We start from the raw sequence: 15,958 nt of genomic DNA on the forward strand, positions 1-15,958 counted from the left end.
TAAAATTACAGGCAACAGGAGCGTGCAGAAGTGTTCAGGATAGTAATTTGCGATGATGAGGATACTCTGATTGGGGAGTTACAGGGGAAGCTGGAGCAATATGCCGCTGAGACCGGCAGGGAATTCTGCTTTTTTATCTATCATGACGGCAGTGAACTATTGAGAGAATACAAGCCGGAGTATGATCTGATTTTCATGGACATTAAGATGGAACAATTAAACGGTTTAAAAACCGCTGAAGCAATCCGCAGGATAGACAGCAGCGTGGGACTTATATTTCTGACTTCTTTAAAGCAATATGTATGGAAAGGATATGAATACCGGGCTGTCAATTATTTGCTGAAGCCTGTGAAATACGGTGTGCTGAAAATGGAATTAGACCGTTATTTTGAACATTATCAGGGGAAAGATCAGCCCTATATAAGCTTTGCCAATGACAGCGGCAGGTACAAGGCGCTGTATAGAGATATCAGCTATGCAGAGACAGCCAAGCGGAATGTGATGCTGCATTTCGAGGGGCAGAATCAGGTGATTTACAAGAACATGAAAGAGATATCTGCCCTTCTCTGCGCTCAGCCGCAGTTTGTCCGCTGCCATCAGAGCTTTGTGGTCAATATGTCCTTTGTAAAGGGAGTGGAAGGGTTAGAAATTATGTTAAATACCGGAGAGCACATTCCGGTGAGCCAGCCCAGGCGGAAGGAGTTTATGATGAGAATGACGGATTACTGGGGGGATATGCTGTGATTTCATTTCTGGAGTTTAGCGCCTTTGTCATTACGCTGATATACCAGTTTTTATTTTTCTGGATGCTGCATACCTTTATCCCCCTAAGAAAGTCTCTGATCCTCCGGATTTTGGCTTTTTTTGCATCCCTTCCTATTACGGATGTGCTTGTTTATACGAATGATCTGGCAAACATCCTGTTGTCTCTCTGCGGTTTGATTCTCTATCTGTTTGTGTTCCATCAGGGAAAAATAATGGAAAAAATAACGGCAGTTTTTACCTTTTATTCCATTATGATTTCCATAAATTTTTTGATGATGGATGTTTCCAGTAAGATTTTTTTTGCGGTTACCAATGCTTCCAGCGAACAGGGGAAATGGACTTACGGCGTCCGTCTGGCCAACGGAGGGATTTGGGCCGCATCCTGTTTGGTGCGTCTGCTGTTTTGGCTGGGGATTTACAGTTTTTTAAGAAAGCCCTTGATGCAGATTCGCCTGAATCTGACAACAAAGATGTGGCTGATTGTGGATTCTATCATTCTGGCTTCCACCGTGGGGTGCTTTACGTCGATTTATTTTACCAGTGGACAGTCTGCCGTGATTTATCCTTTGTGCATTGCCTGCATTTTTTCCTCTCTGGGCTGTGTCTGCCTGGTGGCGTATATGAGCGACGCCATGCAAAGCGCCTATCAATTGCAGCATCTTAAGCAGCAGCGGGAATATTATCAGGACAAGATGAAGGAGGAAGAGCGGATTCGCGCCATTTATCATGATATGAAAAATCATCTGCTGGTGTTAGAAAACAGTCAGGAGTCGGAGGCTGCCAGACAAATGGCGAAGCATCTCCGTTCCCAGATTGCGGATTATGAGAATTATGTCCATACTGGAAATGAATTTTTGGATATTATTCTCAAAGATAAAACGGAAAAGGCAAGAGAAAAACAGATTGATTTCTCGGTGGCGGTGGAGCTTGGCGGGATTGACTTTATGGAGCCGTTGGATTTAAGCACTTTATTTGGCAATGGGATTGACAACGCGATGGAAGCCAGTGAAAAGCTGCCGGAAGATCAGAGGACGATTCTGCTGAAGGCAGGCAGGGTGCAGAATTTTTTGTCTGTGCTGATTGAGAACTGCTGCAAACAGGAAGAAAGACCGAAGAATGGGCGCACTTCTAAGACCGATGAGTTTTTGCATGGGTTCGGCATCTCCAATATGCAGAAAACAGCAGAAAAGTATGGCGGGCAATTGATTACAAGGAAAGAAAATAAGAAATTTATATTAAAAATTTTAATACCGATTCCATAAGGGAATCATAGATCTTAAAATTTGCGGCGTGGATGTTAGAATCTGCGCCGCTTCTTGTATCTTTTTTTAAATCCGGTATGATAGTTTTCAGAAGACAGGAAGCAGTCAGAGGGCTGTCCTGAGAAAAAACATCCCTTTTAGGGTGGAAAAATGAGAATTATTAGGAGGACTTATCATGATTTTAAAAACATCCCATTTGAAAAAATATTACGGCAGAGAAGAAAGTCTGGTAAAGGCATTGGACGATGTCAATGTATCGGTGAAGGAAGGGCAGTTTGCGGCCATTATAGGAACCTCCGGCAGCGGAAAATCCACGCTGCTGAATATGTTGGGCGGCCTGGACACTCCCACTTCCGGCAGCGTGCAAGTGGAAAACCAAAACATTGGGGAGATGACAGAGGAACAGCTTACGGTATTCCGCAGGAAACGGATTGGATTTATTTTCCAGAACTACAATCTGGTTCCCTATCTGACGGCATATGAGAATATGGTATTGCCAATCCGGCTGGACGGAAAACAGGAGGACAATAAATTTCTGGAAGAGGTGGTGCATTTTCTGGAATTGGATGGGAAGCTTTCTAATTATCCCAGCCATCTTTCCGGGGGCCAGCAGCAGAGGGTGGCGATTGCCAGAGCCCTGATTGCAAAGCCGGCCATTATCCTTGCAGATGAGCCTACGGGAAATCTGGACAGCCGCACAAGCGATAAGGTCATTGATCTGCTGAAGATGACCAGTGCAAAATTTCATCAGACCATTGTGATGATTACCCATAATCCTGAAATTGCAGAGAAAGCGGATGTGAGAATCCGGATTGAAGATGGGAAAATCTGCGTATAAAAAACAGAGAAATTGAAAGTATTGCTCCGGCAGTTGAAATCCGCTGATATTTCATCGCCGGAGTAATAAGGAAAGATAGCAGAAGGAAAGGAAGATAGAAATGAAAGAGAAAAAAGTGGCGGGAAAAATGATTTCTTCTATGGCAAAGGAAAGCCTGAAGGCAAGCCGTATGCGGAATATTTTTGTTATGATTACCATTGTGCTGGCTTCCGCCTTGCTGTCAGCAATTCTGATGTTTGCAGCGGGCCAGAAGCAGAAGACGGAAAATGAGCTTTCCCACCGGCAGCAGGTAGGTTACTATAACCTGACCGGACAGCAAGTGGAAATGCTGAAAAAAGATGAAAGAATTGCTTATCAGATCCAGGTCAAAACCGGAATTCTCACGGAACTGGACGGTTTTGACGTGATGCCCTATTATGTGAATGAATTGTCAGAGGAAATTCAAACCGTGGAACTGGAAAGCGGAACAATGCCGAAAACAGAGCAGGAGATTGCAGTTCCCGGGGCGCTGCTCCAAAAAATGGGCCTCAGTCCTCAGGCCGGCAGCCAGGTGACCTTTCCTTTTTATGATGGAAATACGGAAAGCTTTACTGTATCAGGCGTTTTAAAGGGGAATGAAGAAGCGAAACAGTTTTCCATATTTTTTTCAGAAAGCTATGCCCAGAAAGGAAGCCAGTTGAAAGATGAACCCTATGCAGTCTATGCGAAATTGGCGGACGCGGAATATCTTTCCGCAAATGAATGCAGAGAACTCATGTATTCCATTGGGACAGATGCAGGAATTGAGCGGAAAAATGTAAATCCTTCCAAGGCGTATCTGGACTCCCGTTCTATGGATATGCAGTCCGTGATGATTTACGGCCTGGTGGGAGGGGTGATTCTTCTTGCCAGCGTTCTTGTGGTGTATGGCGTGTTTTACCTTTCCGTCATTGGAAGAATTCATCAGTTCGGACAGCTTCGCACCATTGGCATGACGAAAAAACAAATGAAAAAATTTGTTTCCCGGGAGGGAAGAATACTTTTTTGGCGTTCGTCGCCCATTGGGATTCTGATTGGCGCCATTGCAGGATTTTTCATGATACCCGATGGATTTCATGTAAAGAATGCCCTGTGTATCATTGTTCTTGTGCTTGCGGCCGTTTATCTTATAACAATGAGTTCTGTCCATCAGCCGGCCCGGATTGCCGCAGCCGTTTCTCCCATGGAGGCTCTGCGTTATGTGCCCCAGGATGGAATGAAACAGGCGGCCAATAAGAAAATGTGCAGAAGCCTTACATCTCTGGGATTAGGCAGGATGAATTTCTCCAGAAACAAAAAGAAAGCAGTTCTTACCATGTTGTCTCTGGGGTTTGGCGGAATCCTTTTTATGACAGCGGCAACCTATATGTCTTCTTATGATAAAGATAAATATGTGAGACAGGGATATTTTACCAATGCAGAGTTTAATATTACTTATTCAGCTTCAGCCATTGAACTGAACGAGTACGGAATCAGCGGCATGCAGTCTCAGGAGCCCATGGATGAAAATATGGTGCAGGAAATTTCCTCCTGGGACGGGGTAAAGCAGGTGGAGGAAATTAAAAATTTCGGCCTGAAATTTGACTATCCCAAACAGGATGAGTATGGTTCCAATGATTATGCAGAACCCTTGACAGAGAAAGAAATCAGGGAAATCGGCGCATATCTGGAAGAGGGAAGCGCAGATTATGAGAAATTGATGAGCGGCGATTATATTCTGGTGTTAGACAACGCTCTGGTGGAAGAAATCTACGGCTGGAAATTTGAGCCGGGTGAAAAGATTGTGTTCCATTATTATGACGGCAGCAAGATGGCGGAGAAGGAAGTTACGATTCTGGGCAGTTTAAGCAGACAGTATGTTGTGGACCATAAGGGGGGTGAGGGATGGTTTTTAATGCCGGAGCAGGCAATTATGAAACTGGTGTCTTTTGGCAGCCTGAATTCGAATCTTTTGGTTTCTGTAAATCCGGAGAAAGAAGCTGACGTGGGAGAAAAACTGGAAGAATTGATTGGGGGAAAACCAGGGCTGAGCTTGGAAACCCTTGCTGAGCGCAGGGTGATTTATAAGCAGAATGCGGACCAGTTATTTGGGGCCATCAGCGGACTTGCTATTTTTATTATGATGTTTAGTATTTTAAGCATGATGAATACGCTGATTACCAACATCGTGACCCGCAAGCAGGAGCTTGCCATGCTGGAATCCATCGGCATGGGAAAAGGACAGATCCGCAGTATGCTTCTGGGAGAAAGCATGCTTCTGGCGCTGATTACCATTGGAGTTACAATGACAGTCGGTACGTTTTGCGGATATGTTTTGAGCCATGCGCTTTACCGTCAGGGAGCATTTTACATGGCGTTCCGGTTTCCGTCTGCAGCCGCCCTTGCCTATGCAGGCGTGCTGGCGGCAGTTCCGCTTTTGATTACCTTTGTGTCTATGCAGAGTTTTTCCAAAGAAGCGTTGGTGGAGCGGTTAAGAGGTGCAAAAATTTAATGGGTGAAAAATATGAAATTACCATAGCGGGGGAATGCAGCCTCGTTATGGTTTCCCCTGAAATGGTGGGTTCTCTGGTTCAGATGGTGCGGGAATCTGACAAAAGAGAGCTGCGTATTCCTGCGGAGGTAATTCTTCCCCAGGGATATGCAGAATATCTGATCTGCGTTCTGGAAGCGAATCTCTTTCAGAATTTCTCAGAGGCGCGGCAGGAGATATCCGTCATGTTCCTGACAGGGAGAGAAGAGGGGCCAGACGCTGGGCTGCAGGCGGTTTATCGCCGGGTTGCAGGGCAGATAGAAATGTTAAGGGTCAATCAGCAGGAATGTTTTGAACATGTGGACTTGCTTGCATATCCATGCGGCACACAGTTTTACCTGAACGCCAGCGAAACTTTTTACCGTTTGGCCAAACAAAGGCTGTTGTTTACGTATGTGTATGAATAGTGCGAAAGGCTGCTGTGGAGTAGAATTTTATTAGTTTCAGTGGACATATTTCGGTTAGGTTTTCCAGATGAATTGCTGTTCTTTTGGAATGATGTTATGATTGAGAAACCGATTAAATATCATTTTCATAGTGAAAGGGGAACCTGCAAATGCACAAACAGCAATATCATTCCATAAACGCTATTTTTCATGTGGTAGAGGAGAAACTGAAAAATTATCCAAAAATTGTCAGAATCTTTCAGAACTGTTATGCCAACGCCCTGGAGCAGACCGTAAAATCCATGGTTGACGGCACCTCCTATGTGATTACGGGGGACATTCCCGCCATGTGGCTGCGGGACTCCGCTGCACAGCTTCGGCCTTACCTGCCTGCGGCAAAGGATGACCCGGCGCTTACCGGCGTTTTGACAGGGCTGTCCAAACGACAGTTTCAGTACATTTTGATTGACCCTTACGCCAACGCATTTAATGAGGAAGAGAACGGGCAATGCTGGGAACAGGATATCACAGGGCAGAACGGCTGGGTATGGGAGCGGAAATATGAGACGGATTCCCTTTGCTATCCGCTGCAGTTTGCATATCTGATCTGGAAAAATACTGGCTGCACAGATCAGTTTGACGCAGCATTCCGGGAAGGGGCAGGGAAAATTTTAGAGGTTTTTTGCAGGGAGCAGCGCCATGAGGAAAAGTCCCCTTACCGGTTTATCCGGCAGAATACATATTTTACAGATACGCTGTCCAGAGAGGGAAAAGGGGCTTTGGTAAAATCCGGGATTGGCATGACCTGGTCGGGATTCCGTCCCAGTGATGACGCCTGCACCTATGGATATCTGGTTCCTTCCAACATGTTTGCTGTAGTGGTTCTCGGCTATCTGGAAGAAATCGCAGACAATGTGTTAAAGGATCCAAAGCTTCAAAAGGAAGCGGTAGAATTAAAACAGAGGATTTATGAGGGCATTGAGACTTACGGGATTACGAAAACAGAGGAATTCGGGGAAGTGTATGCGTATGAAACGGATGGATATGGGCAGTTTCTTTTGATGGATGACGCCAATGTCCCAAGCCTGCTTTCCATGGAATATCTTGGATATAAGGGGAAGAAGGAAGCGGTTGCGGCGCAGACCAGGAAAATGGTTTTAAGTGAGGCGAATCCCTATTATTATGCCGGCAGTAAAGGGAGCGGCATTGGGAGTTCCCATACGCCGGTCAACCATGTGTGGCCCATTGCCCTGGCGATGGAGGGGCTTACCGCCGGAACGAAGGAAGAGAAGCTGAAAATGCTTTGTGTGCTTGCGAACGCCGACGGAGGCACAGGGATGATGCATGAAAGCTTTCATGTAAATGATGATAAGAAATACACCAGAGAATGGTTTTCCTGGGCTAACGCCATGTTTAGTGAACTGGTGCTGGAGTACTGCGGTTATCCTGTGCTGCGCTGACAGGCCAATATCGAAAGAATCACATTGCGCCGGCTGAAATTTTTACACCAAATATAGAATCTTTTGAATTGAGGAAATGCCTTTTCCATGATAGGATAGGACTATACAAAGCAGACGGAATAGAATTGGAGGAAGACATTATGTTTTTGACAGATCGTAAACTAGAGCGGCGCATCCAGGAGCTGGAGCAGTACCGCTATCGGGACGCGATCCCATTGAAAAGCTTTGATGCAGCAGAAGATACCCAGGGGGTTGTGAATCCCAAGCTTCCTGTTTTTCCAGAAAGTGCATTCTGCGGCCCATGGGAAACCATAGAGACAGGGGACACTTGGAAGGGAAGGGACAAATATCTCTGGCTGCATAAGGAAATCGTAATTCCGGCAGAATGGAAAGGGAAAAAAATTGTCGGCGTTTTCGATTTTGGAAATACCGGGGCAGGAAATAATTCAGGTTTTGAATCTATGCTTTATGTCAATGGCAGCATGTACCAGGGGGTGGATGTGAACCACAAAGAGGCGTTTTTGGACAGCAGTCTCTGCGGCACTTCTGTAAACCTTACGTTCCGCCTGTGGTCAGGGCTTGAGGGCGGAGGCGTTCCTAAGGCGCAGGAGCATCGGATTGCCCGTGCGGATTTGGCATGGCTGGATGAAAAAGCAGATGATTTCTACTATCTGGCTTCTATGGTGTGGCAGACCATCCGGGAACTGGAGGATTCCAACCCTGTGCAGCATGAACTGCGCAAAGCATTGGACAGCGCCTGCCACTGCATTGACTGGTCTTCTCCCGGCAGCCAGTTGTTTTATGAATCGGTTCATCAGGCAGACGATTACCTGAATGAAAGCATCGACGGGATGGAGAAAAATTCTCTGATTAATGTCTATTGCGTGGGGCATACCCACATTGACACTGCCTGGCTGTGGCGGTTAAAGCATACCAGAGAAAAATGTTCCCGTTCTTTTTCCACGGTATTCCGCCTGATGGAGCTGTATCCGGAATATATCTTTCTCCAGACCCAGCCCCAATTATATGAATACATGAAAGAAGAATTTCCGGATATCTATGAAACCATCCGTCAGAAGGCAAAAGAAGGACGCTGGGAAGTGGACGGCGGCATGTGGGTGGAAGCAGACTGCAACCTCACCAGCGGAGAATCGCTGACCAGGCAGATTTTGCTTGGCAGCAAGTTTATCAAAGAGGAGTTTGACAAAGAGGTGGAATATCTTTGGCTTCCAGATGTGTTTGGATATTCCTGGGCTTTGCCCCAGATTTTGAAAAAGGCGGGAATCCATACCTTTATGACCACTAAAATCAGCTGGAATCAATATAACCGTATGCCCCACGACACTTTTTGGTGGAAGGGAATTGACGGCAGTGAGATTCTGACTCATTTTATTACTACACCGGAGCCGTGGAACGAACCGGGCTCCTGGTTCTATACCTACAATGGAAAGCTGCTTCCCTCCACGGTAAAAGGCGTATGGGAACAGTACAGCGAGAAGCAGGTAAACCGGGATTTGCTGATTTCTTTTGGATTCGGAGACGGGGGCGGCGGCGTAAACCGGGATATGCTGGAATACCGCAGAAGGATGGATAAGATTCCGGGGCTTCCCAACCTGAAAATATCCACGGCAGGCGAATACTTCCGCAGATTACATAATACCGTGGAGGATACGGATCAATATGTTCATACCTGGGACGGGGAACTTTATCTGGAATATCACCGGGGCACTTATACAAGCCAGGGATATAATAAGCGTATGAACCGGAAGATGGAGCTGCTTTACCGAAGGGCGGAATGGCTGACGGTGATGGCCGCTTTGCATAAGGGCAGCCTGGCAGAGGGAAAACAAGAAGAACTGACGCAGGGCTGGAAGCACATCCTGACAAATCAGTTCCATGACATTATTCCAGGTTCCTCGATCCATGAAGTGTATGAGGATTCCAGAAAGGACTACGGGTTAATTGAAACGATTGCCCGAAAGGTGGAAAAAGAGGCTCAGGATGTAATGCTGGAACAGAAGGAAGATGTCTATACGGTATTCAATGCTTCCGGCTGGGAGCTGGATCAGGTGGTGACAGTGCCGAAAACCTCTGACGGTATTTTTAAGGACAGCAGCGGGGAACCTCTTGTTTCACAAAAGGGCCAGGGCGTTACCTATGTGGAAGTAAGAAACGTTCCGTCCATGGGAATGAAAACCATTGTGTTTGAGGAAAAGAAACAGGATGCGCCAAAAGCGGTATTTTCCGTTCACGGCAGGGAAATTGAGACTCCTCATTACCAGATTTCGATTAATCAGTACGGGCAGATTGCAAAGCTTTTTGACAAAACTTATGGATGCCATGTACTGCCTGAAGGCCAGCGGGGAAATGTGATGCAGGTATTTGAGGATAAGCCATTGGATAACGACGCCTGGGATATTGATATTTTTTATCAGGAAAAAATGCGTGAAATTACAGAGCTTACCGTTTTTGAAATCACGGAGATGGGGCCGCTTACCATGCGCATTCATATGGAATGGGAGTATATGAATTCCTGTATCCGACAGGATATGGTTCTCTACAGCAGGAGCCGCAGAATTGATTTTTGTACCAATGTGGACTTCCATGAACAGCATCAGCTTTTGAAAGCGGCATTTCCGGTGGAGATCCGCTCCACTTACGGAACCTATGATGTGCAGTATGGCAATGTAAGGCGGCCCAATCACTGGAACACAAGCTGGGATCAGGCGAAATTCGAGACGGTTGCCCATCGGTGGGCGGACTTGTCAGAGCGCAATTACGGGGTCAGCCTGTTAAATGACTGCAAATACGGCCATGACATTAAGGACAATGTGATGCGGATTTCCCTGCTTCGGGCAGGGACCCAACCAGATCACCTGCAGGATCAGGGAGAGCATACCTTTACTTATGCGCTGCTTCCCCACAAAGGGGATTTTGTGGAAGGCGCAGTGGTGCAGGAAGCATTTGCATTAAATGAGCCGATGCAGGCGGAGACGGGAAAATGCCTGCTTCCTTATGAGAGCTTTTTGTCTTTTGATAATGAACAGGTGGAGTTGGATGCAGTGAAGAAATCCGAGGACGGGAAATTCCTTGTAATCCGGTTCCATGAGTTTGCAGGTTCCAGGCAGGAAGTGACAGCAAAGCTGGGAGTTCCATGGAAATCATGGGCGGAGTGCGATTTACGGGAGCGTCCTTTATGTGCCTTTATTGGGGATGAGATTCATCTGGAGCTTCATGCATATGAGATTAAAACCATACTGGTGGAGCTGTAAGTGAAATCAGAGAAATAGATTTGTGCGCTACAGTCTGTTTCAGGTAATTGATATCCATCAAACTAGTAGGAAAGGAAGGGTATCCCATGGAAGAATTATTCCGAATAGAAAAAGTACTGGGATTTTGTGAAAAAGTATGTTATTTTGTAATGATCAATCTGCTGTTTGTCATTTCAAATCTTCCGGTTCTGCTGTTTTTGCTGTTTGCAGGCCTGGGGCAGATACGGGAATGCCTTCCTTTGTTCCTGCTGTGCCTGCTTCCCATGGCCCCGTCGCTTTCCGCAGTCATGTATGCCATGAACCGTTTGATTCACGGAACGGAGACGAAGGGGTATGCAGACTATAAGAAAGGCTACTGTTCCGATTTTTTACAGAAAATCAGGCTTGGGGCAGGACAGCTTCTGGCAATTTTAATCTGCTGGACAAATATTGAATTTTTTGCGGTGCAGGTTCTGATTCTTCCGCTGGCAATTGTGTTTGTGCTGCTGTTTGCGGGAATCCTTCTGGTTACGCCCAACCTGTATCTCTTGGTCAGCCGTTATGAAATGGGAAATGTGCAGATCGTAAAAACAGCTGTTACCCTGCTGATTGCAAGGCCGGGAGCCACCTTGGGGAATCTTGCGGCTTTTGCAGTTCTTTTGGCGGCCTTTGAGATTTCAGCGGGAACAACAGTTTTGTTTATGGGCAGCGTGTATGGGTTTCTGATTATGTTTATGAATCAGGGAGTAATGCAAAAGCTGGAAAGTAAAAATTAAAGAAAGACAATCAGGGAATGCAGATCTTGCATTTCCTTTTTGTGGTTTTAATGACTATGAGAAGAAAAAATATGGAAGTTAAAACTTCAGGGCAATTATACAGCAAATTATTTTATATTGATACGGCGATTTTGTGCTGTGTGGTGCTGGCGATGACGGTTTTTTTCTTTACCAGTACGAGAAACCGTTTTCTGGAACAGAATCTGAAGTATATGGGGATGATGAGTGAGTCGGCGGATTCGTATCTGAAAGAAACCTCTGATATCGCGGAGTATATTCATGAAGATCTGTATAAATCCAGTATGGAGCTGAATGACGCCCTGCACTATTTGACAGATGGACCGGCGGATTATCAGCAATACCGGCTGGATACCTATTTTGACAGTAAAATCAGCGAATATAAGGGAATTGAAGCTTTTTTCCTGGATGCATTTCAGGCTTATCAGAGTTTAAGCCGCATTATGTTTTACAGTTATGAAAGAGGCATGGTGACAGAGTATACCAGGGATGGGAAAAGCTACAAAAGGTTTGCGGACAAGGTGTTTCTGAAACGTGTGGAATCAGGGGATCTGGTGGAAGAGAATTGTTTTTTCTATCTGAAAGAAATCAGAGATCCAATTAATATGCAGGTGAAGGGATGTATGCTCCTTGGTTTTGAGAGCGGCAAATTTGAGAGCATCCGCCAGTACTATTCCAGGGCGGAACTGGCGGTATTTAATGATGCCGGAACCGTGGTATTTGATTCTAATGGGAACTATAAGGCAAGTGAGATTATGGAAGCGGAGGACGCAGGAACATTGGAGAGCTTTCTGGGCGCTTATGTGGAGCAGAGCCAGACAGGCAGATACCATACCATCAGTTATCTGGAGAAAAGGCTGGCGTCTGCAGTTCCCATGCCTGTGATCCTGATGATTCTTCTGGTGGGGCTTGGGGCGCTGGCTCTGGGGGAAACCTTTGTTAGGTATCATTTGAAGCGTCTGGAACAAAGACTGGACAGAATTCTGGACGGAATGATAAAGGTTATGGAAGGGGATTTGAAGGTGCGTATCCCTTCGAACAGAAACGGGGATGAACTGGATGTGATTTCCAGTTATTTCAATGAAATGTGCATCAATTTGGAGGAACACATCAACAAGCGGTATCTGGCGGAAATTGAGCAGAAAAATGCAGAGATGGCGGCCCTTCAAAGCCAGATCAACCCGCATTTTCTGTATAATACCCTGGAGGCTGTCCGCATGATGGCAATCTGCAACGGCGATCGGGAAGTAGGGAAAATGCTTTACAGCCTGGCAGTGACCTTTCGGGCGCAGATTAAGGAAGCAGATGTGATCACCCTTGCCCAGGAACTTCATTACAGTAAGAAGTATATAGAACTGTTTGAATTTCGCTATCCAGGCCAGTTTCAGATGCTTATGGAATGTCCAGAGGAATATTTACAGATTCCTGTGATTAAATTTGTGCTGCAGCCGATTATTGAGAATTATTTCATTCATGGGATACGGATGAAGGAAACGGACAATTTTATCCGGATCTCCGTAGAAAAGGAAAAAGAAGAGGTAAAAATTGTGGTGGAAGACAATGGAATCGGAATGACAGAAACAGAACTGGCGGTAAAAAACCGGGAACTGGCAGAGAATTTTATGGAAAAACAGGCTTCCATTGGAATTGCAAATGTGAATCGCAGACTGAAAGCCGTGTACGGCAAAGGGTACGGAATTCATATGGAGGCAAGGCCCGGCGGAGGGCTGCGGGTGATTCTCAGGTTCCGGCCCCAGGAAGCGCCTGCCGGGGAAGGCTGCAGAGACAGGGAGAACTGAGGGATTTTTACATTTGACAGTTGGAGGAGATTATAATGAAAAAGGTAATGATCGTGGAAGATGAGGAATTGATTTTACAGGGAATTCGGAATATTCTGGATTGGGAGTCCCTGGACCTTGAGGTGGTGCATATGGCCCATGACGGTGCGGAAGCCTTGGAGATGTGGGAGAGGGAACCCGTACACATTGTAGTGACGGATATCAGTATGCCGGTCATGGACGGTTTGGAGCTTCTTCATAAAATCAGGGAGAAAGAAGAGCAGGTGCGCTTTATTATTCTGACCGGATATGATGAATTTGCCTATGCAAGAGAGGCGATACGTCTGGAAGTGGAAAATTATATTCTTAAGCCCATTAACGAAGAGGAGTTGGAACGTCAGCTTCGGGAAACAGTGGAAAAGTTAGATGAGATGGATAAGAAAAAGATTCAGTATATTGATGAAAAAACGCAGTGGATGCACTTTTTAAGCGGCAGAACCGGGGCAGAAGAATATCGGCAGTTTGCCAAGCTGCTGGATCTTTTTGCAGACCATGGAAATTATTACGCCGCCTTGATGAAATGGAATATGAATGGTCTGAAAGAGAAAAAAATAACAGATGTGATTGTGGAACTGAAGCAAGAGAAATATCTGAAAATTGTCCATCTGCCTCCAGACAGCCTGCTGATGGTGCTGACGGATCAGACAGTAGATGAAATGCAGGCCCAGGAGTATTTTTCTGAACTTCAGAATTCTGTAGAAAGCAGGTTTAATGTAATGACATTTATCTGCATGGGGCCTGGATTTCAAAGCATCGCTCAGCTTCCAGAAAGTTATCAGACAGCCCGGAAGCTGCAGAAATATCTGATCCTGGAGGGATATGGAACTTGTATCAGCCAAAGGCAGATTCAAGACAGGACGGCAGAATCCTTAAGCATGGATGAAGAGCAGTTTCGAAGGTTTATCCTGAAAAAAGAAACGGAAGCCGCTTTGGGCTATATGGAAGATTTGTTTCTCAATCAAATTCGCGGGGACGCTTCGGCAGGTTCTTTGTATCAAATGGCAATCAAAATGGCGATGCTGCTGCAGGACATCAAAAAGGAATACAAGCTGAAATCCAGCAATTTTCAGGAACTTACCGATTTGATTGAAACCATTTTCCGGGCAGAAGATATCCATGGAATTAAGACTGCGTTTATTTCTGAAATCACAGAGATTATCGCTTGTATCCACGAGGAGGATTCCCAGTATACCCCGGTGGTGCGCCAGATTATTGCCGAAGTTCAGCAAAATTACAAAGAAGATATGAACCTGAAAACACTGGCTTATAAATATCACATGAACGCTTCTTATCTGGGACAGATTTTCCAAAAGGAGGTAGGGTGTTCCTTTGCCAGGTATCTGAGCAATACTAAGAATGAAATTGCAAAAGATCTGATACTCAACACAAATATGAAAATCAATGATATTGCAAGGCAGGTGGGGTATCCAGACACCAGTTATTTTTACCGGAAATTTAAGCAATGCTATGGGGTGTCTCCAGCTTCATTGCGGGAAATGAAGAAATATTAAGCAGAAAAGAAGTAATCCCGGATTTCTTCAAGATCGAGAAGAGATTCCGGCGAATAATAGATCTTATGTTTCATTGGCTTTTGTCTGGAAATGTGCTTTTACATCAGAGGACGAAAGCCATCCTTTTTCCTCTCCTGATTTTTTCCCTCTGGCAAGTTCAGCCATAAGTTTAAATTCTATCTTTCCAAAAACATAACTATAATTTGTTCAATGAACCTAAAAGTTTTCAACTTTCCATGCAAATTACACAATGATATAGTTAATATATCAAAAAACATACTGCATATTGACGAACCGGTGAGTCAGTGTGCAGTAGTAACGAAGGAGGTTTCAAAGTGAGAGCAAACACAAAAAAAGCCGATCAGCCGAAGGGGAATTTCCTGATCCGGCTGAAGGCCAACAAGGAGCTGTTGATTTTGAGTATGCCGGGCGCAATCTGGTTTCTGTTTTTTGCATACCTGCCCCTGTTCGGGATTCTGGTGGCGTTTAAGAAATTCAGGCTGTCCGGAGACGGATTTTTCTATAATCTGTTTACCAGCGAAACCGTATGGTTTGACAATTTCAAGTTCCTGTTCAGCAGCGGAGACGCCTGGATTATCGTAAGGAACACTGTGCTGTATAATGCGGCGTTTATTGTTCTGGGCGTGGTGATTCCGGTGATTCTGGCGTTGCTGCTGAATGAAATCCGAAACAAAGGGATGATGAAGATTTACCAGAGTTCCATGTTTCTGCCTTACTTTCTGTCCTGGGTTGTGGTAAGCTACTGCGTTTTTGCATTCCTGAATCCGGAAAAGGGATACTTTAACGCAATTATCCAGCAGTTCGGCGGGGAGCCGGTTTCCTGGTATACGGAAACGAAATACTGGCCATTTATCATTATTTTTATGAGCCAATGGAAAGGCATGGGCTACAACACCGTGGTTTATCTTGCGTCCATCTGCGGAATTGATAAAACTTATTACGAAGCGGCAGTGTTGGACGGAGCCACCAAATGGCAGCAGATCAAATACATTACGCTGCCCCTGTTAAAGCCGGTAATCACCATTTTGCTGATTATGGCAGTGGGAGGAATTTTCAAGGCGGACTTCGGTCTGTTCTATCAGCTTCCTAAGAATTCAGGACCTCTGTATCCGGTGACAAACGTGCTTGATACATACATCTTCCGGGCCCTTAAGACCAGCGGGGAAATCGGAATGAGCGCAGCGGCGGCACTGTTCCAGTCAACAGTTGGTTTTGTCCTGATTATGATTGCAAATAAGATCGTATCCAAGGTGGACAATGAAAATGCATTATTTTAAGGAAGGA

At 45.5% G+C, this 15,958-nt stretch carries 11 protein-coding genes; all 11 read left to right on the forward strand.

The window, feature by feature from the left end; genetic code table 11:
• The first annotated feature begins 30 nt into the window (after nucleotides 1–30).
• The 11 genes from E5329_RS04295 to E5329_RS04345 all read left to right on the forward strand — a co-directional run bounded on the left by E5329_RS04295 (nucleotide 31) and on the right by E5329_RS04345 (nucleotide 15,951).
• The gene (locus E5329_RS04295) at nucleotides 31–744 is read left to right on the forward strand and encodes a LytR/AlgR family response regulator transcription factor (protein ID WP_135988366.1); all 714 of its coding nucleotides are present in this window, start codon (nucleotides 31–33) and stop codon (nucleotides 742–744) included.
• On the forward strand, nucleotides 741–2,027 hold the full coding sequence (locus E5329_RS04300; protein ID WP_275442985.1) for a sensor histidine kinase: 1,287 nt from the start codon (nucleotides 741–743) through the stop codon (nucleotides 2,025–2,027). The genes E5329_RS04295 and E5329_RS04300 overlap by 4 nt, the downstream gene beginning before the upstream one ends.
• A 172-nt stretch (nucleotides 2,028–2,199) precedes the next feature.
• Nucleotides 2,200–2,865: an ABC transporter ATP-binding protein gene (locus tag E5329_RS04305; RefSeq protein WP_135988367.1), complete on the forward strand. Its 666-nt coding sequence runs from the start codon at nucleotides 2,200–2,202 to the stop codon at nucleotides 2,863–2,865.
• A 100-nt stretch (nucleotides 2,866–2,965) separates the two neighbouring features.
• The gene (locus E5329_RS04310) at nucleotides 2,966–5,374 is read left to right on the forward strand and encodes an ABC transporter permease (protein ID WP_135988368.1); all 2,409 of its coding nucleotides are present in this window, start codon (nucleotides 2,966–2,968) and stop codon (nucleotides 5,372–5,374) included.
• On the forward strand, nucleotides 5,374–5,820 hold the full coding sequence (locus E5329_RS04315) for a hypothetical protein (protein WP_135988369.1): 447 nt from the start codon (nucleotides 5,374–5,376) through the stop codon (nucleotides 5,818–5,820). The genes E5329_RS04310 and E5329_RS04315 overlap by 1 nt, the downstream gene beginning before the upstream one ends.
• A 149-nt stretch (nucleotides 5,821–5,969) precedes the next feature.
• Nucleotides 5,970–7,259 carry a glycoside hydrolase family 125 protein gene (locus tag E5329_RS04320; protein ID WP_135988370.1) on the forward strand — a complete coding sequence of 430 codons (1,290 nt, stop codon included), beginning with the start codon at nucleotides 5,970–5,972 and terminating at the stop codon, nucleotides 7,257–7,259.
• A gap of 140 nt (nucleotides 7,260–7,399) precedes the next feature.
• Nucleotides 7,400–10,531: an alpha-mannosidase gene (locus tag E5329_RS04325; RefSeq protein ID WP_135988371.1), complete on the forward strand. Its 3,132-nt coding sequence runs from the start codon at nucleotides 7,400–7,402 to the stop codon at nucleotides 10,529–10,531.
• An 86-nt stretch (nucleotides 10,532–10,617) separates the two neighbouring features.
• The gene (locus tag E5329_RS04330) at nucleotides 10,618–11,286 is read left to right on the forward strand and encodes a DUF624 domain-containing protein (RefSeq protein WP_135988372.1); all 669 of its coding nucleotides are present in this window, start codon (nucleotides 10,618–10,620) and stop codon (nucleotides 11,284–11,286) included.
• A 71-nt stretch (nucleotides 11,287–11,357) separates the two neighbouring features.
• Nucleotides 11,358–13,103, forward strand: a complete 1,746-nt coding sequence (locus E5329_RS04335; protein ID WP_168356514.1) for a sensor histidine kinase — start codon at nucleotides 11,358–11,360, stop codon at nucleotides 13,101–13,103.
• 35 nt (nucleotides 13,104–13,138) lie between these two features.
• Nucleotides 13,139–14,653 carry a response regulator transcription factor gene (locus E5329_RS04340; RefSeq protein ID WP_135988374.1) on the forward strand — a complete coding sequence of 505 codons (1,515 nt, stop codon included), beginning with the start codon at nucleotides 13,139–13,141 and terminating at the stop codon, nucleotides 14,651–14,653.
• Between the two features lie 422 nt (nucleotides 14,654–15,075).
• Nucleotides 15,076–15,951 carry an ABC transporter permease gene (locus tag E5329_RS04345; RefSeq protein ID WP_275442991.1) on the forward strand — a complete coding sequence of 292 codons (876 nt, stop codon included), beginning with the start codon at nucleotides 15,076–15,078 and terminating at the stop codon, nucleotides 15,949–15,951.
• The last annotated feature ends 7 nt before the right edge of the window (nucleotides 15,952–15,958 follow it).

Origin of the sequence: Petralouisia muris (assembly GCF_004793545.1) — a bacterium.
GTDB classification, from domain to species: domain Bacteria; phylum Bacillota; class Clostridia; order Lachnospirales; family Lachnospiraceae; genus Petralouisia; species Petralouisia muris.

Excerpts from the sequence above, each read along its gene's own strand:
- E5329_RS04310 (WP_135988368.1), top strand. The coding sequence starts at position 2,966 with ATGAAAGAGAAAAAAGTGGCGGGAAAAATGATTTCTTCTATGGCAAAG.
- E5329_RS04315 (WP_135988369.1), top strand. The coding sequence starts at position 5,374 with ATGGGTGAAAAATATGAAATTACCATAGCGGGGGAATGCAGCCTCGTT.
- E5329_RS04320 (WP_135988370.1), top strand. The coding sequence starts at position 5,970 with ATGCACAAACAGCAATATCATTCCATAAACGCTATTTTTCATGTGGTA.
- E5329_RS04325 (WP_135988371.1), top strand. The coding sequence starts at position 7,400 with ATGTTTTTGACAGATCGTAAACTAGAGCGGCGCATCCAGGAGCTGGAG.
- E5329_RS04330 (WP_135988372.1), top strand. The coding sequence starts at position 10,618 with ATGGAAGAATTATTCCGAATAGAAAAAGTACTGGGATTTTGTGAAAAA.
- E5329_RS04335 (WP_168356514.1), top strand. The coding sequence starts at position 11,358 with ATGGAAGTTAAAACTTCAGGGCAATTATACAGCAAATTATTTTATATT.
- E5329_RS04340 (WP_135988374.1), top strand. The coding sequence starts at position 13,139 with ATGAAAAAGGTAATGATCGTGGAAGATGAGGAATTGATTTTACAGGGA.
- E5329_RS04345 (WP_275442991.1), top strand. The coding sequence starts at position 15,076 with ATGCCGGGCGCAATCTGGTTTCTGTTTTTTGCATACCTGCCCCTGTTC.